The sequence below is a fragment of the Streptomyces sp. NPDC050085 genome, from assembly GCF_044460595.1.
Taxonomy (GTDB): Bacteria; Actinomycetota; Actinomycetes; order Streptomycetales; family Streptomycetaceae; genus Streptomyces.
This window is the reverse complement of the sequence record NZ_JBITJZ010000003.1, coordinates 307,454-324,041: the sequence shown is the minus strand read 5'-3', so window position 1 is coordinate 324,041 and position 16,588 is coordinate 307,454. Positions and strand designations below refer to the sequence as shown.

16 protein-coding genes are annotated in these 16,588 nt (G+C 69.4%); 9 read left to right on the top strand and 7 right to left on the bottom strand.

Going from position 1 to position 16,588, the window contains the following annotated elements:
• The first annotated feature begins 159 nt into the window (after positions 1-159).
• Complete coding sequence (locus ACIBUY_RS13915; protein ID WP_365564938.1) at positions 160-678, top strand: GNAT family N-acetyltransferase; 519 nt, start codon at positions 160-162, stop codon at positions 676-678.
• Here ACIBUY_RS13915 and ACIBUY_RS13910 read toward each other — a convergent pair.
• From ACIBUY_RS13910 to ACIBUY_RS13900, 3 genes are all read right to left on the bottom strand, one after another.
• Complete coding sequence (locus tag ACIBUY_RS13910) at positions 645-851, bottom strand: DUF397 domain-containing protein (RefSeq protein ID WP_365564937.1); 207 nt, start codon at positions 849-851, stop codon at positions 645-647. The two genes, ACIBUY_RS13915 and ACIBUY_RS13910, sit on opposite strands and share 34 nt — an antisense overlap.
• The gene (locus tag ACIBUY_RS13905) at positions 848-1,705 is read right to left on the bottom strand and encodes a helix-turn-helix transcriptional regulator (protein WP_365564934.1); all 858 of its coding nucleotides are present in this window, start codon (positions 1,703-1,705) and stop codon (positions 848-850) included. The genes ACIBUY_RS13910 and ACIBUY_RS13905 overlap by 4 nt, the downstream gene beginning before the upstream one ends.
• A gap of 85 nt (positions 1,706-1,790) precedes the next feature.
• On the bottom strand, positions 1,791-2,570 hold the full coding sequence (locus ACIBUY_RS13900; RefSeq protein ID WP_399152660.1) for an NAD(P)H-dependent oxidoreductase: 780 nt from the start codon (positions 2,568-2,570) through the stop codon (positions 1,791-1,793).
• 173 nt (positions 2,571-2,743) lie between these two features.
• On the opposite strand from ACIBUY_RS13900, the gene ACIBUY_RS13895 reads away from it, so the two are divergent.
• The 3 genes from ACIBUY_RS13895 to ACIBUY_RS13885 all read left to right on the top strand — a co-directional run bounded on the left by ACIBUY_RS13895 (position 2,744) and on the right by ACIBUY_RS13885 (position 5,166).
• Positions 2,744-3,625: a helix-turn-helix transcriptional regulator gene (locus tag ACIBUY_RS13895; protein WP_399152659.1), complete on the top strand. Its 882-nt coding sequence runs from the start codon at positions 2,744-2,746 to the stop codon at positions 3,623-3,625.
• A 48-nt stretch (positions 3,626-3,673) separates the two neighbouring features.
• A complete protein-coding gene (locus ACIBUY_RS13890; protein ID WP_399152658.1) occupies positions 3,674-4,141 on the top strand; it encodes an ATP-binding protein in 468 nt (155 codons plus the stop codon).
• Between the two features lie 200 nt (positions 4,142-4,341).
• Positions 4,342-5,166 (top strand): helix-turn-helix domain-containing protein, encoded by an 825-nt coding sequence (locus ACIBUY_RS13885; RefSeq protein ID WP_399152657.1) that lies wholly within the window; start codon positions 4,342-4,344, stop codon positions 5,164-5,166.
• Between the two features lie 444 nt (positions 5,167-5,610).
• On the opposite strand, the gene ACIBUY_RS13880 is transcribed toward ACIBUY_RS13885, so the two are convergent.
• Positions 5,611-7,290: an FG-GAP repeat domain-containing protein gene (locus ACIBUY_RS13880; protein WP_399152656.1), complete on the bottom strand. Its 1,680-nt coding sequence runs from the start codon at positions 7,288-7,290 to the stop codon at positions 5,611-5,613.
• 356 nt (positions 7,291-7,646) lie between these two features.
• Between ACIBUY_RS13880 and ACIBUY_RS13875 the strand changes: the two genes are divergently transcribed.
• From ACIBUY_RS13875 to ACIBUY_RS13865, 3 genes are all read left to right on the top strand, one after another.
• Positions 7,647-8,012: a nuclear transport factor 2 family protein gene (locus ACIBUY_RS13875; RefSeq protein ID WP_399152655.1), complete on the top strand. Its 366-nt coding sequence runs from the start codon at positions 7,647-7,649 to the stop codon at positions 8,010-8,012.
• A 323-nt stretch (positions 8,013-8,335) separates the two neighbouring features.
• Positions 8,336-9,457, top strand: coding sequence for a sugar ABC transporter substrate-binding protein (locus ACIBUY_RS13870; protein ID WP_399152654.1), 1,122 nt, complete (start codon positions 8,336-8,338; stop codon positions 9,455-9,457).
• 100 nt (positions 9,458-9,557) lie between these two features.
• Complete coding sequence (locus ACIBUY_RS13865; RefSeq protein ID WP_365564914.1) at positions 9,558-10,565, top strand: helix-turn-helix transcriptional regulator; 1,008 nt, start codon at positions 9,558-9,560, stop codon at positions 10,563-10,565.
• Between the two features lie 7 nt (positions 10,566-10,572).
• Here ACIBUY_RS13865 and ACIBUY_RS13860 read toward each other — a convergent pair whose 3' ends face one another.
• A complete protein-coding gene (locus ACIBUY_RS13860) occupies positions 10,573-11,559 on the bottom strand; it encodes a helix-turn-helix transcriptional regulator (protein ID WP_365564911.1) in 987 nt (328 codons plus the stop codon).
• Complete coding sequence (locus ACIBUY_RS13855; protein ID WP_365564908.1) at positions 11,556-12,602, bottom strand: helix-turn-helix transcriptional regulator; 1,047 nt, start codon at positions 12,600-12,602, stop codon at positions 11,556-11,558. The genes ACIBUY_RS13860 and ACIBUY_RS13855 overlap by 4 nt, the downstream gene beginning before the upstream one ends.
• Before the next feature lie 268 nt (positions 12,603-12,870).
• On the opposite strand from ACIBUY_RS13855, the gene ACIBUY_RS13850 reads away from it, so the two are divergent.
• Entirely contained in the window at positions 12,871-13,218 is a 348-nt protein-coding gene (locus ACIBUY_RS13850) for a hypothetical protein (RefSeq protein WP_365564906.1), read from the top strand.
• 102 nt (positions 13,219-13,320) lie between these two features.
• On the opposite strand, the gene ACIBUY_RS13845 is transcribed toward ACIBUY_RS13850, so the two are convergent.
• Positions 13,321-13,740 (bottom strand): TIGR03618 family F420-dependent PPOX class oxidoreductase, encoded by a 420-nt coding sequence (locus ACIBUY_RS13845; protein ID WP_365564904.1) that lies wholly within the window; start codon positions 13,738-13,740, stop codon positions 13,321-13,323.
• A 164-nt stretch (positions 13,741-13,904) separates the two neighbouring features.
• On the opposite strand from ACIBUY_RS13845, the gene clpB reads away from it, so the two are divergent.
• Positions 13,905-16,502, top strand: coding sequence for an ATP-dependent chaperone ClpB (clpB, locus tag ACIBUY_RS13840; RefSeq protein WP_365564901.1), 2,598 nt, complete (start codon positions 13,905-13,907; stop codon positions 16,500-16,502).
• The last annotated feature ends 86 nt before the right edge of the window (positions 16,503-16,588 follow it).

Genomic DNA, 16,588 nt, shown 5'->3' with positions numbered 1-16,588 from the left:
GATCCTAGACCGTGCGGGCCGCATATGCCTCAACTGGCTTGAAATGAACGGTGATTGGCGCGCCACCGTACAGCTGCGCATCCGCTGTGCACCGGGGCGCGGCCGACCTGCGGCGACCCCTTCCCCCGCCCGTTCCCGCCCATGCCGCAGGATGTGACCATGACCGAGATCCGCACCCCCCGCCTCCTGCTGCGCCGCTGGCTGCCCGACGACGACCTCGCGGCCCTGTCGGAGATCCAGTCCGACCCGGCCGTGATGCACCGCATCGGCGACGGCGCCCCGCGCTCCCTCGACGAGACCGCCGAGGACATCGAGCGCTGGGAGGAGGAGTGGGACGACGAGGGCTTCGGCGTTTTCGCCGTCGAGCTCCTGGGCTCGGGCGAACTGGCCGGGGCCGTCGGCCTGTACGTGCCGGACGCCCCGGCGAAGCTGGCGGGCCACATCGGCATCCAGTGGCGGCTCGGCCGCGTCTTCTGGGGCCAGGGCTACGCCTCGGAGGCGGCGCAGGCCACGCTGGAGTTCGCCCTCCAGGACCGGGGGATCGACCGGGTGGTCGCGGCCACGACCCTGGACGACACGTCGTCGGCGAAGGTCCTGCACAAGCTCGGCATGGCGCCGACCGGCGAGGACGAGGGCCTGCGGCTCTACGCGATCGACTTGACCGAGTTCCAGGGCTGACCCCCGAGGAACCCCGTCCAGGTCGCCCCGCTCACCCGGAGGCGGGGACCCTGGGCGTTCTTTGAGTCGCGGATGTGGACGGTGCCGGGGGTGTGGGCCATCTCGAGGCAATCGGGCTCATCGCTGCCGCTGCTGTAGCTGCTCTTGAACCAGACCAGTTCGGATGCGTTCATGTTTCTCCCAGCACTTGCTCGATGAAGGCCAGTGACTCTCTTGGCGAGAGAGCCTGAGCACGGATGATCCCACACCGCAGTTCGATGATGCGGAGTTGCTTCGGGTCGGAGACCGGGCGACCGCTGAAGAGCCGCACGCCGCGCCCGAGCGCCGCCCCGTCCTGGAACTTCAGCACTTCCATCTCTCCACTCATCCCGGCGTGGTCCTCGCGGTCCGTCGGCATCACCTGGACCTCCACGTGCTGCAACTGGCTTAGTTCCAGGAGGTGTTCGAGCTGGCGCCGCAGGACCATCTTCCCTCCGATCGGTCGTTGCAGAGTCACCTCTTCTTGGATGAAGCTGAGGTTCGGCGCGGGGTCACGTTCGAAGATCGACTGTCGTGCCACGCGTGCGGCTACCCCTCGTTCGATCCGCTCACGGGAGAGAGCCGGGCGCCGCAGGGAGAGGAGCGCCTGCGCGTATTCGCCTGTCTGCAGCAAGCCATGCAGATAGTGATCCGAGTACGCCGTCAACTCCACGGCCCTCGCCTCGACTTCGGCGATGTCCCGCACCTTCTTCGGATACCGCAACGTCGCGGCATCCTCCTTCATCCCGCCGAGCCGACCCCCCGCCCGCAACACCTCATCCGCCTTGTCCAGGAACTCCGGCCGAGGAATCCGCGTCCCGCTCTCGACCTTGTAGACGATGCCCTCCCCGTACCCCATCGCGGCGGCGAGTTCGGAGGCCCTGAGTCCGGCCGCTTCCCGCCAGGCCCTCAACTGGCGCCCGATCAGCGCCATGACGGCGGCGCCTTCCTCGTCGCCCGGTTCGATCTCCCAGCCGTCACCGTCGGTCGTGTCCGTCGTCTCTGTCATCAGCCCACACCTCCAGCAACGGCCGTACCCATATGCCCAGTTGGACAGGCCTGTACGACTCTGTACAGCCGTGGACAGATTCCGGTCAGCCGCGCACGTGCAGCCCGAAACCGGTGCGGCCCGCCGGCTCCAGCCCCTCCTTCAGGTGCAGCGAGGGGAGTTCGTAGTCACCGAAGTTCTGCCGCCGGAACGGGATCGGGTCGGTCGACTCCAGGGTGAGCAGGCGCTGCTCCCAGGCCTTGGCGACGTCCGCGTAGTCCTCGTCGGCCATGCGGTCGGCGCCGTACAGGACGAACGGGGGCAGCACCTCGATGCCCGGGTAGTAGAGCGTGCCGTGCTGGATCGGGAACAGCAGGTCGTCGATGGGGCCGTTGATGCCGCGGGCGGCGTAGTGCGGCTCGGGGCCGCCCACGGTCACCGACAGCAGGGCCCTGCGGCCCGCGAGGGTGCCTTCGCCGAAGCGCTCGCCGTACTTGGTTTCGCTGTGCTCGCCGACGCCGTACGCGAAGCGGTACGTGAACACCCGGTCCACCCAGCCCTTGAGGATCGCGGGCATCGAGTACCACCACAGCGGGAACTGGAAGATGATCGTGTCGGCCCACAGCAGCTTCTCCTGCTCGGCGCGGACGTCCGCGGTGAGCGCCCCGGACTCGAAGGCCCGGCCGGAATCAAGGGCCACCTTCAGCGGCTGCGAGGCGTGCGGACCGTAGTCGTCGGCGTCCACGACCGCCTTCCACTTCATCGCGTACAGGTCGCTGACCCGGACCTCGTGCCCCGCCTTTTCCAGGGTGGACACCGCGAGGTCCTTCAGCGAGCTGTTGAGCGACTTCGGTTCCGGGTGGGCGTGGACGATGAGCGTCTTCATGGGAGTTCCCTCTGTCTTCGGATCGGTTCGGATCAGTTCCGACGCTCTCGATCCTGGGCCTCGCGGCGCCCGCTGTTCAGGGGCGGACCTTCCGTCGGACGGGACTTCCTGGTATCGGCAGGGCCACCCTCGCGGACGCGTGAGGGTGGCGCTGCGCGGACATACTGGAACGCATGGACGATCTCGATCTCGATCTCGCGAGCTTCTTGCGGACCCGGCGTTCGCGGGTCGATCCGGCGGCCGTCGGCATACCCACCGACAGCCGGCGCCGGGTCGCAGGGCTGCGCCGCGAAGAGGTCGCCCACCTGTCGGGGGTCAGCGTCGACTACTACGTACGCCTGGAGCAGGGGCGCGCGACCCAGCCGTCCGAGCAGGTCCTCGACGCGCTCGCCCGCGTCCTCGGCCTCGACGGGACGGAGCGCGAACACCTCTACCGGCTCGCGCGGCAGCGCCGCCGCCGCGCGAAGACGCCGGGCGGGCGGGTCCGCCCCGAGCTGCTGCGCGTCCTGGACCTGGTTCCCGACGCACCCGCGCTGATCATGGACCACCGCCTGGACGTGATCGCCGGGAACCGTCTCGCCGGGCTCCTCTTCGGCCGGCCGCTGCCGGGTCTGAACACCGCCCGGCACATCTTCCTGGAGGAGGCCGAGCGCGGCCTCTACGCGGACTGGGAGACCTGCACCCTCGACGTCGTCGGGCACCTGCGCCTGGCCGCCGGGAAGTACCCCGACGACCGGAAGCTGGCCGCGCTCATCGGCGAACTGTCCATGGGCAGCGAGCGTTTCCGCCGCCTGTGGGCCCGCGCGGACGTGCGCGCCCGCACCTACGGACGCAAGGCGTACCAGCACCCGCTGGTCGGACTCCTCGAACTGCACCAGGAGAACTTCGCGCTCCCGGACGAGTCGGGCAGGGAGCTGATCGTCCTCTCCGCCGCCCCCGGCAGCCCCACCGAGGACGGGCTGCGCCTGCTCGCGGGCCTGGGCACCGACTCCGCCGCCGGCCCTCTGGACAGCGTGTACAGGCCTGGACAGAACCTGGACAGTCGCCGTACGTGACGCTCGTGTCGCGGGTGGGTGTCCCAGGAACCGGACACGCTGGGTGACGTGAACCAGGACACCGCCGAACTCCCGCGCACCGCCCGCCACTTCCACGTCCAGCTGTCCTCCACACCCCGCGGCGCCCGCCTCGCCCGCCTGCTCTCCCTCGAGCAACTCCGCGCCTGGGGACTCGTCCACGTACAGGACGCGGCAGCCCACGTCGTCGCGGAACTCGCCGCGAACGCGGTCACACACGCGCGCCTGCCCGGCCGTGACTTCCGGCTCAGCGTGTACGTGACCGGAGGCGCCCTGCGGATCGAGGTCGCCGACGCCCGGGGCGACCGGCTGCCTCAACTCGGCGCGGGGGAAGGGGAGTCGGGGCGCGGCCTGCTCCTCGTACAGGCACTCGCGAACCGCTGGGGCGTCACGGCGGGGCCCGCTCCGCGCAAGACGGTGTGGGCCGAGTTCGACCTACCGGGGTGCGGATATCCGTACGCCGGTGACCTGGACGGCAACACCAAAGAAACGACCTAGAGGGAAAGAACCCGGGCCAAGCCCCACCCCTCCTCCCGCCGCCACTCGGACGGGTGAAGGTCGCCAACTCGGCTTGTGCATATGCCGGTTGAGCCCTCTACGCTCACGCTGCGTACAACAACCCCGAACATGCGACGGCCCCCGCAGGGACTGGCATCCCAACGCGAGGGCCTGACCGCCGAGGAAGAAGAGGCTTCCCGATGGATACTCAGCACCCTAGCGCGCCCACGCGCCCCGAATCCGGCGTTGGCGGCATCGTTCACGAGAACGTGCGCCACCACACCCGGTACACGGTCGTCGGCAACCACCTCGCCCAGCACCGCGAACTGTCCGGCCTCGCCATCGGCCTCGCCGTGTACATCCAGTCGCTGCCGCCCGGCGCCCGCGCCGACATCCGCACGCTCGCCGCCCGTTTCCCGGAGGGCACGACCCGTATCGCCGCCGCCCTGCGCGAACTCGAAACCCACGGCTACCTGCGGCGTGAGCGGCACCGCACCCCCGACGGGCGCGTCCGCACCCGCACGGTCTCCTGCAATCAGCCGGGGGCGGCCGTCCCGGCCCGCGCGGAGCGGCCGACGCCGGAGCGGAAGAAGGCGTCCCGGCCCCTCACCGTCCCCCACCCGGAACACGCTCCCGGCCCCGGCATCGTCAAGGCGGCCACCGACGTCCTCGCCGCCCTGCACCGCACCGACTCCCGCCTCGCCCTCTCCGCCCGTGACACCGAACGCCTCGCCCCCGGCGTCATCGCCTGGCTGGAACGAGGGCTCATCCCCTCCGCCGTACGCCACGCCCTCACCCGGGACCTGCCGGAGGACGAACCGCTCCGCAGCCCCGCGGCCCTCATCGCGCACCGCCTGACGGCTCAACTGCCACCTACAACACCCGCGTTCAGGTTGCCCTCGGCGTCTTTGCCGGTGGCTCACCCCCTCCAGAACTGCGACGTGTGTGACCACGCCTATCGCGGGACGGAACCGGGCTGCTGCCCCGGTTGCCGCATCGAGACCGCTGACGTCCGTTCTTCCTGAAGGAGCTCCGAACGACCGGCGGACACGAGCTGTTCCCGCGTCCCGAGAAGACTCCGGATGCCCTGCGCGCGGCGCTCGCCGCCGTCGCGCCGGCCCGGCTTGCCGAAATGCAGGAGCAGAAGGACGAGGCGTTCGCCAAGGCCGTGGAATGGCAGTCGCTGAGTCCGGTGCAGAGCTGGGTGCTGACGTGAGCCAGGGACATCGAGATCGCCCGTCGGCCCGACCTGTCCGCCCGTTGCGCCTACGCGAAGGAGCACTTGGAGGACGAGGACCCGGCCACTGCGCGCGAGGCGCTGAGGGATCTGAGCGCTGTCCTGGCCGAGGCCCTGCGGGCGGTTCGCGAGTGACCTGGGCCTGGGAGCCTCGGCTTCTGACCACAAGCCGGAAAACGCGTATGCCCGGCCAGGATCTCCCGGCCGGGCACACGCGGTCGTTCAGTGGTGCCTAGTACACGTGGCTGTACGCGTTCCAGCCCGTGCCGATCTTGGCCTTGGCCTTGAAGCCGCCCGTGCCGTTGGACGAGTAACGGAACAGCTCGCCCTTGGAGTTGACCGCGAGCAGGTCCGCGCGGCCGTCGCCGTCGATGTCGCCGGGCGCGTCCAGCTGGGAGTACGTCCAGCCGTAGCCGATCTTGACCCGGGACGAGAACGGGTGGTTGCGGTCGCCGGTGCCCTTGTAGAGGTACAGGTTGCCGGACGTGGTGCGCGCCACGATGTCCGCGCGGCCGTCACCGGAGATGTCACCGGCGCCGAGGATCGACTTGTACTGGTTCCAGCCGCCGCCGATGAAGCTGCGGGCGGTCAGCTGGGTGCCCGTGCCGTAGCCGCGGAACAGCCACAGGTCACCGGCCTTGGAGCGGGCCAGCAGGTCACCGTTGCCGTCGCCGCTGAGGTCGCCGGGGCCGAGGACGAGGTTGTAGTTGCTCCAGCCGGAGAACTGGGTGCCCGTCCGCAAGTTGTACAGCTTGCCTTCGTACCTCTCGATCAGGTCGCCGTAACCGTCGCCGTCGAGCGAGGAGGCGTAGAAGAGGCTGGCGCCGTAGAAGCCGCCCTGATCGCTGACCTTCTGGCGCGCGCCCAGCCAACCGTTGTTGGTGGAGTTGTACTGCCAGAGCGAGCCGTACTTGTCCATGGCGACGACCGCGCGCTTGCCGATGTACCGGTCGGAACCGGAGTTGGCGAACGCGGTGATGGGGTTCCAGCCCGTACCGCCACCCAGGCGCGGCTTGAACTTGCCGGTGCCGTCGGACTCGTACAGGTAGAGCGTGCCGGAGGTGGTACGCGCCACGATGTCGTCGTTTCCGTCGGCGTCGTCGTCGCCGACGGCGGCGAGCTGGTTGTAGCCCTGCCAGCCGTAGCCGATCTTGACCCTCGGCTTCAGCGGGACGGACTCGGAGCCCTTGCCGCCGTAGAAGTAGAGGTCGCCGGAGGGCGTGCGGGCAACGATGTCACCGAGCCCGTCGCTGTTCATGTCGCCGACGCCGAGCAGCTGGTCGAACTGGCCCCAGCCGCTGCCCACGATGACGCGGTCCTTGAACGGGTACGTCGCGGAGCCGGTGCCCTTGTACAGGTAGAGCTGGCCCGACGGGGTGCGGGCGAGCAGGTCGGCCTTGCCGTCACCGGTGACGTCCCCCGGCGCGGTGACCTTGTTGAACATCTGCCAGCCGGAGCCGGACCAGACGTCGTCGCCCGTGCCCGTCAGGCTGTTCGTCATATGCAGCGACAGCCGTCCCGAGGCGGACAGGCTCAGGACCTCGTGGGTGGACGGGTCGCCGTCGAGGTCGCCCGGGGTGAGCAGTTCCCTGGCGGGCGTCTGCTCGTCGCGCGAGGTGTAGACGGTGAACTCGACGTCGTCGGTGTTGGGCGCCCCGTACCGGATGTAGGTCTTGTTGTTCCAGACCTGGTAGAGGGAGTCGGCGAGGCCGTCCCCGTCGATGTCGAAGCGCGGCGCGGGGGCGTCGACCGCTGCCCGCAGCTTGTTGGAGCCCGACGCCCTGTGCTTGAGCATCGCGTCCGACGGCGGCGTGAACGTGGGCGCCGAAGGCTCGGTGACCGTGTGCGATGCGGGGTCGTTGTCGGCCGCTCCGGCCGGCCCGGCCAGCGCCATCCCCGCCGCCAGAACCACGGCGGCGCAACCGGCTCTCAGCCCAGCTTTCTTCCATGAAGTAGTGCGCAAAACCCCCCCAAGGGTTATGAATTCGGCCCTGTGAACGTTCTGTGAAGCGGGCCGATGCTGGGCGCGATTGTATGCATGGGGCACGTGGGGCGCGAGGGTCAGGTAAGGCCGTTGACGAATTCCTGCCCCGGGCATGGCCTGTATTGCCTGCCGCCCGTATTGCCTGCCGCCTGCATTACCTGGGACGTAATCGACCCTCCCGGCGTACCCCGGCACTCTGAAGTCACCGGAACCCGGGCGGCGCACTCCGCTCGGGCTCCGGGTCCAGCAGCCGATGCACCCCGACCACCAGGAGGCCGATCAAGATGACCGCTCAGGACACCGCCGTCGCCCGCTACTTCGAGGCCTGGAACGCCAAGGGCCCCGAGGAGATCGCCAAGGCCGTCGCCACCGCCTGGACCGAGGACGGCACGTACACCGACCCGCTCGCGGACGTCGCGGGTCACGACGGGATCGCCGCCGTCATCGCGGCGGCGCACGAGCAGTTCCCGGGGTTCGTCTTCCGCCCGCTCGGCGCGGTCGACGGACATCACCAACTCGCCCGTTTTGGCTGGGAGTTGGTGTCGGAGGCGGACGGGACCGCGCCCGTCGCCGGGTTCGACGTGATCGAGCTCGACGACGACGGGCGGATCCGTACGGTGCACGGGTTCATGGACCGCGTACCGGGTTAGACCGCCGTCGAGCCGCGCCCTCGCGTTCGGGGTGTGTACGCGAAGCGGACATGCGCGGCATCGGGTCGCCGGAGTCCTGGCCCTCCCGGGCTCCGGCGGTTCCTGACGGGTCCACGACAGGTGAGGCCGCGTGTGCACGTTCGATCAGCGCTGCGCGGAAGGACGCGCTCCGCGACTTGTCCGGATACCCGGCTTCATGTCGGAAACCAATGGATCCGGTTTCGTTGCGGTGTTGCTTCACCTCTTGACGGGTCTTGTGCCGCGGAGTTGGCTTCGAGCCACCTCGGTCGCACCGTCGCGGCCACGTCAGGGAGGTATCCGTAATGAACACGCGAATGCGATGCGCCGGACTCGTCGGCGTCGCATCCGTCCTGGTGGTCTCGCTCTCGGCCTGCGGTGGTGTGCTGCCCGGCGGGGGCAGCGACAGCAGCGAGGCCGTGCGCAAGGGCAACGATGTCAAAATAGGCCTGCTCCTTCCGGAGAAGGAAACTGCCCGTTATGAGAAGTTCGACTACCCCATCATCAAGAAGCAGGTGGCCGAACTCACCGACGGCAAGGGTCAATTGATCTACGCCAACGCCGACCAGGACGACAAGCTCCAGAACCGCCAGGTGGAGCAGATGATCGAGAAGAAGGTCGACACGCTGCTCGTCGACGCCGTCGACGCCGAGAAGATCGCGGCTTCCGTGCAGAAGGCGAAGGACGCGGGCATCCACGTCATCGCGTACGACCGCCTCGCCCAGGGCCCGGTCGACGCGTACGTCGGATTCGACAACGGCCTCGTCGGTCAGACCCAGGGCAAGGAGCTCGTCGCGGCGCTCGGCGAGAAGGCCGACAAGAGCACCAAGATCGTCATGATCAACGGCTCGCCGACCGACCCGAACGCCGCCGACTACAAGGACAGCGCCCGCGCGGAGCTCGCCGACGCGGTGACCATCGCCAAGTCCTACGACACGGCCGCCTGGAAGCCGGAGAACGCCAAGACCGAGATGAAGCAGGCCATCGCCGCGCTCGGCGCGAGCAACATCGCGGGCGTGTACTCGGCGAACGACGGCATGGCGGGCGGCATCGTCGCCGCGTTCAAGGAGGCGGGCGTCACGAAGATGCCCCCGATCACCGGCCAGGACGCCGAACTCGCGGCGGTGCAGCGAATCCTGACGGGTGATCAGTACATGAGCGTGTACAAGCCCTACCCCCAGGAGGCCGCGATGGCCGCCGAGATGGCGGTCCGGGTCGCGCAGGGCCGCACCATCGAGTTCGAGGCGCTGGCGATGGGCCGCACGGACAGCCCGACGACCAAGCAGATCCGGACGGCGAGCGTGAGCGTGGTGGCGCTGACGCGGGGCAACATCAAGCAGACCGTGGTGAAGGACGGGATCTTCACGGTGAAGGAGATCTGCACGGCGAAGTTCGCGGTGGCCTGTGCCGAGGCGGGGTTGAAGTAGCAGAGGCCGTTCTCGGCGAGTGGGCCCGGCACCCGGATGGGGTGCCGGGCCCCCTGCGTATGGTGTCGGGACCTGAAGTGCGGTACGGGAGGGGCGGCGGATGGGCGGGGGCGGGGAAGAGACGCACGCGCACGGGCCGGATCGACTGTGCGCGGCGGCGGAGCAGGTGTACGCGCGGGCGCTGCGGGCGGGCCGGGTCCGGCGCACGGAGGCCGCCGCGGCCCCGTGCCTGGTGGATCTGGAGCTGCTCCACCCCGACGTGCGCGACCTGAACTGGTTCGTGCCCGTGCCGCCGGACAAGGTCATGGCCGGGCTGCTGCGGGAGGCCCACGAGGAGGCCGCGGCCGGGCATCGCCGGGTGGGCGAACTCCTCGAAGGAGCCTCGCGGTTCGCGGGGCTCGACGCCGTGCGGGCCGCGCCCGACAGCTTCTACCGGCTGATCGAGGGCAACGACCGGATCCAGCGGGTGGTGGACGAACAGATCGCCACCTGCTCGGAGCAGGTCCTGACGATCCAGCCGGGCGGCATCCGCACGGAGGTGAGCCTGCGCGAAGGGGCGCTGCGGACGGTCGACTTCCAGCAGCGGGGGGTGCGCATGCGGACCCTCTACACGCACGTGGCCCGGCACGGCCCGGGTCTCGCCCGCTATCTGGAACTGGTGGGGGACGTCGTGCAGATCCGCACCCTGGAGGAGGTGCCCGAGCGGCTCTTCGTCTTCGACCGGACCGTGGCCTACGTCCCGGCGAACAAGGACCGCACCCTCGCCCTGGAGATCCGCCACCCCGAACTCGTCGGCTACCTCGCCACCACCTTCGAAAGACTGTGGCGCCTGGCCCTCCCGCTCTCCACCCCGCTGCCCGCCGCCGACGCGGACGGCATCAGCCCGCGACAGCGCTCCATCGCGGCCCTGCTGGCCGAAGGGCACACGGACGCGGTGGTCGCGGAGCGGCTCGGCATGAACGTACGGACGTGTCGCGCGCACATCGCGAAGCTGGCGGAGACGCTGGGCGCGGCGAACCGCACGCAACTGGGCGTCCGCCTGGCCCAGGCGGGCCTGTCCGACGCGTCCCGGCCGGGTCAGCCGGCCGAAGGTCCGCGCGGGTCATGAGCTGCGGTCATGCAGTGGAACTCTCCTTGCTCAGGATTCCGGACTGGCCGATCAGATAGCCGAGTTGGGCCCGGCTCTCGCTGCCGAGCGAGGTGGCGAGCTTGGCGATGTGATGACGGACGGTGCGGATGTTCATGCCGAGGCGCTCGGCGATGACGGCGTCGGTGTGGCCTTCGACGAGGAGGGCTGCGATGGTGCGTTGACGGTTCGACGAGCCGTTCTGGAGAGCGAGCTCCTGGGTGGTCCCGGGATACATGGGCGACGCGAGACGCCACAGACGCTCGAAGGTGGTCACCAGATAGGTGATCAGCGCCGGATGGCGGATCTCCAGGGCCACGGTCCGGTCGGGGTTGGCGGGGATGAAGGCAACGGTGCGGTCCAGGACGACGAGGCGTTCGGTGACTTCGTCCAGGGTGCGGACCTCCACCTCGCCCTCCAGTTGCTCGAAGTGCGCGCGCACGGCGGCCGAGTGGCGCGCGGTGTCCTGATACAGGGTGCGCATGCGGCAGCCGCGGGACAGCAGTCGCTGTTCGCGGGGCAGCACTTCGGCGAGCTGGTCCGGAGGCCGGTGGCCGCCGGGCTGGATGGTGAGGAGCTCCTGGGAGGAGGACAGCATCGCGTCGTTGATCGCCGCGTTGATGCGGTGGAAGCCCATGAGGACGGTGAGCATCGGGGCGCCCGGCACGGCCGCGCGCTCGGCGTCCAGATTCATGAGCGGGGCGAAGGTCCTGGCCAGTTGGGCCTCGCGGTGACGCTGCCGCGCGATCTCGTCCTCGATGGTGTTGAGCAGGGTGGGCAGGGCCACCGCGGGAGCGATCGGCTGCAGCCACTCGGTGTCGGCGGGGTCGGGTGTCAGCAGGCCGAGTTCGAGCAGGCAAGGGGCGTCCTTGGCGTCGTGGCGGCGTACGCGACCCCAGTGCAGCGCACGGGCGTAGAGCTGTGAACCTGCTTCGCAGAATTCTTCTGCCCCATGCTTGTGTGCCCTGACTGTCACTTGTTGCTCTCTCCGGTCGGTAGCCCTGATTCCTGATCCAAAATCCCCGACTTCGCGATGAGGTAGCCGAGTTGGGCGCGGCTCCCGCTGCCGAGGGAGGCTGCGATCTTCGCTATGTGCGCACGGCAGGTGCGTACGTTCATGCCCAGTCTGCGCGCTATCGCTTCGTCCACGTGGCCCTCGATGAGCAGCTTGGCTATGGAGCGCTGAACTCCCGTGATGCCGTCGGCGGCCGGCGGGTAGGGCGGCTCCTCCAGGAGCGGGGTCGCGCGCCTCCACAGGTCCTCGAACACCTTGGTGAAGTAGTCGACCAGGCCGGGATGGCGCAGTTCAAGGGCTACCTGCCGCTTCTCACCGACCGGGATGAGGGCCGCACTGCGATCGAAGATCATCAATCGGTCTATGAGTTCTTCGAGCGTGCGTATCTCCACCTTCTCCCGGCTCATGCGGGCCGCGTAGGCGAGTGTTCCCTGGCTGTGGCGCACGGTGTGCTGGTAAATGCTGCGCATGGCCACGCCGCGGTCGAGGATCGTTTCGCCGCGCTTCAGGGCCACATTGAGCGTGTTCTCGCTGCGTCCGCCCCCGGGTTGCACCGTGAGTACTTCGAAACGGCACTCCGCGGTGAGACGCTCTATGGCCGCGTTGATCCGCGCGTCGCCCTCGAGCACGGTGATGGCGTGCGTGACCGGCCCGGCGCGTGCGGTGATGGCCATGAAGGGCTCGAAGAGTTCCGCCAGTTGGACGGCCTCCCTGCGCCGTTCCTGGATCTCGCGCTCCAGTGGATTCAGCCATTGTGCGAGGGCCGCGGAAGGGGGAACCGGCCGCAGCCAGTTCGCGTCGTCCGGATCAGGGTGCAGCAGCGCGGCCTCGAGGAGGCAGGGAGCGTCGTCCGCCTTCGCCCGCTCCAGGCGCCCTTCACTCAAGGCGTCCGCGTAGAGGCGCGACCCTTCGTCACAGAGCGGAGTCGAGGGGTGCGGATGTGTCGGTTTTGTGTGTATTGCGAGCAATCTCCACCCCCCAGGGTCCTGAACGTGCAGGAACATGATGCATCGACCCTGTGGCTTTGACGTGCCGAATTGAGACATCGTCTTGTTGCAGCCGGGGGAGAGGAACTTACCAAGTGAGGACGAAGCCGACTATGTTGAAGCGCATGCTTCGCTCGGTGGTGATCGCCGCCTTTTCCGCCGGGCTGGCCGCCAGTGCGTTGAGCACTCTCGATCTCGGATGGAACGCCAGTGAGGCGGGCACCGTCTCGGTTGCCTCCGCACCCCCGGACCTTGGCTGGAATGTTGCCCCGGCGGGAGCATCCGCATGATCACCCCACCCGACGACAGATCCCTCCGCCGCGAGATGGCGATCGCCTACCGGGCCGGCTGGCACTCGATCGACCTCGTGACGGCCATCCCGAGTCCCGGTGACTCGCTCATGGTCACCCTCTTCGGGGAGCCGATCATCGTGGTGCGGGACGACGAGGACGACATCCGGGCCTACCGGTGTCTGCGTCGGCCCCGCGGCGCCCCGCAGCCGGTGAGGACCGTCGTCCGGTACGGAATGATCTTCGTCAACCTCGATCAGCGGGACCACCAGCTGGTCGGCGACGCCGAGGCCGAGGTCTCGAGCGCGCCCCACAGAACCACAGCCACCCCCCGCAGTGCCTGACGCGATCCCCCGTCGCAGTACATCGCGCAGGTGCTTCCCCCCGCAGCGGCGCCACCGTGGACCTGAACACGGTGGCGCCGCTGCAGTTTTGCGTCCGGGTGCCTACGCGCCCTGGACCCCGTTCCCCGTGCCGCGGCGCACCGCGATCTCGATGACCACCCGGTCCGGGTTGGGCCGCGGCGCGCGCGTGTAGCGCTCGGTGTAGCGGCGCTCGGCGTCCGCCACCCGCTCCGGCTCCGTGCGGACCGTCGCCGTGCCCTCCAGGGTCGACCAGCGCCGCCCGTCGACCTGGCAGACCGCGACCCGCGCCGGGAGCGGCCCCTCGAGGATGTGGGCGATCTTCCGGCTGGCCTTGTTCGTGATGACGCGGGCCACCCGTTCCTCGGCGTCGTAGGTGACGCCGACGGGTACGACGTGCGGGGTGCCGTCCGGGCGCAGCGTCGTCAGGGTGCACAGGTGCCGTTCCCGCCAGAAGCTGAGAAAGGCGGCGTCGGGTCGTTCGAGGTCGATCGGCTTGGCCATGCCACGGAACCTATCCCCAGGGGCTCCCGTCGCCACCCTTGAGTGGAATAGACTCAACTTTGTGTACGTTGGATGAGTCAGAGTCCGTAGGACGGCATGGCCCGTAGACGACGTGGTCCGTATGACGACGTGGTCCGTATGACGACATGGAGGAGAACAGGCACGTGGACGCCGAGCTGACGAACCGGAGCCGCGACGCGATCAACGCGGCGACCAGCCGGGCCGTGTCCGGGGGAAACCCGGATCTGACCCCGGCCCATCTGCTGCTGGCCCTGCTCGAGGGCGAGGACAACGAGAACATCACCGACCTGCTCGCCGCGGTCGACGCCGACCAGGTGCAGGTCAGGACGGGCGCCGAGCGCGTGCTCGGGTCGCTGCCCAGCGTCACCGGGTCGACGGTCGCGCCGCCGCAGCCCAACCGCGAGCTGCTCGCGGTCATCGCCGACGCGGCCGCCCGCGCCAAGGAGCTCGGCGACGAGTTCCTCTCCACCGAGCACCTGCTGATCGGCATCGCCGACAAGGGCGGGGCCGCGGGCCAGGTGCTGACCGACAATGGGGCCAGTGCGAAGAAGCTGACCGAGGCGTTCGCGAAGAGCAGGGGAGGGCGCCGGGTGACGACACCCGACCCCGAGGGTTCGTACAAGGCACTGGAGAAGTTCGGCACGGACTTCACCGAGGCGGCGCGCGAGGGCCGGCTCGACCCCGTCATCGGACGCGACCAGGAGATCCGGCGCGTCGTCCAGGTGCTGTCCCGCCGCACCAAGAACAACCCCGTGCTCATCGGCGAGCCCGGCGTCGGCAAGACCGCCGTCGTCGAGGGGCTCGCGCAGCGCATCGTGAAGGGCGACGTTCCGGAGTCCCTCAAGGGCAAGCGGCTCGTCTCGCTCGACCTGGGTGCGATGGTCGCGGGCGCCAAGTACCGCGGCGAGTTCGAGGAGCGGCTCAAGACCGTCCTGTCCGAGATCAAGGAGAGCGACGGCCAAGTCATCACGTTCATCGACGAGTTGCACACCGTCGTGGGCGCGGGCGCCGGCGGTGACTCCGCCATGGACGCGGGCAACATGCTCAAGCCGATGCTCGCCCGCGGCGAACTGCGCATGGTCGGTGCCACGACCCTCGACGAGTACCGCGAGCGCATCGAGAAGGACCCGGCCCTGGAGCGCCGCTTCCAGCAGGTGCTTGTCGCCGAGCCGAGCGTCGAGGACTCGATCGCGATCCTGCGCGGACTCAAGGGCCGTTACGAGGCCCACCACAAGGTCCAGATCGCGGACAGCGCGCTGGTGGCCGCGGCCACCCTCTCCGACCGCTACATCACCTCCCGCTTCCTTCCCGACAAGGCCATCGACCTGGTCGACGAGGCGGCCTCCCGGCTGCGCATGGAGATCGACTCGTCCCCCGTCGAGATCGACGAACTCCAGCGCTCCGTCGACCGGTTGAAGATGGAGGAGCTCGCGATCGGCAAGGAGGCCGACCCGGCGAGCAAGCAGCGCCTGGAGAAGCTGCGGCGCGACCTCGCCGACAAGGAGGAGGAGCTGCGGGGCCTCACCGCCCGCTGGGAGAAGGAGAAGCAGTCCCTCAACCGCGTGGGTGAGTTGAAGGAGAAGCTCGACGACCTGCGCGGCCAGGCCGAACGGGCCCAGCGCGACGGCGACTTCGACACCGCGTCCAAGCTGCTCTACGGCGAAATCCCCACCCTGGAAAGGGACTTGGAGGCCGCCAGCGAGGCCGAGGAAGAGGTCGCGCGCGACACCATGGTCAAGGAGGAGGTCGGCCCCGACGACATCGCCGACGTCGTCGCCTCCTGGACCGGCATCCCCGCCGGGCGCCTCCTGGAGGGCGAGACGCAGAAGCTGCTGCGCATGGAGGACGAGCTCGGCAAGCGCCTCATCGGCCAGTCGGAGGCGGTGCGGGCCGTGTCCGACGCCGTGCGCCGCACCCGCGCCGGGATCGCCGACCCCGACCGCCCCACCGGCTCCTTCCTCTTCCTGGGCCCGACCGGCGTCGGCAAGACCGAACTGGCCAAGGCGCTCGCCGACTTCCTCTTCGACGACGAGCGGGCGATGATCCGCATCGACATGTCGGAGTACAGCGAGAAGCACAGCGTCGCCCGGCTCGTCGGCGCGCCCCCCGGCTACGTCGGCTACGAGGAGGGCGGCCAGCTCACGGAGGCGGTACGCCGCCGGCCGTACTCGGTGGTCCTGCTCGACGAGGTCGAGAAGGCGCACCCGGAGGTCTTCGACATCCTGCTCCAGGTGCTCGACGACGGCCGCCTCACCGACGGCCAGGGCCGCACGGTCGACTTCCGCAACACGATCCTGATCCTCACCTCGAACCTGGGCAGCCAGTACCTGGTCGAGCCGCTCACCTCGGCGGAGGAGAAGAAGCAGCAGGTCCTGGAAGTCGTACGGGCGTCCTTCAAGCCGGAGTTCCTCAACCGGCTCGACGACCTGGTCGTCTTCTCCGCCCTGGAGAAGGACGAGCTGGCCCGCATCGCGCGCCTCCAGCTCGACCGCCTCGCCAAGCGCCTCGCCGACCGCCGCCTGACGCTGTCCGTCTCCGACGAGGCACTGGCCTGGCTCGCGGACGAGGGCAACGACCCGGCGTACGGCGCCCGCCCGCTGCGCCGCCTCGTCCAGACGGCCATCGGCGACCGCCTGGCCAAGGAGATCCTGTCGGGCGAGGTGAAGGACGGGGACACGGTGCGGGTGGAGGTGTTCGGGGACGGGCTCCTGGTCGGGCCCGCCACCGGGAAGACCCTGTAACGGCCACGCTCCGGACGCTGTCCGCAGTCGGCGAACGACGGAAACCAGGCAGAGGAGCTCCCGGGGTTGCCCCCCGGGGGGCCCCC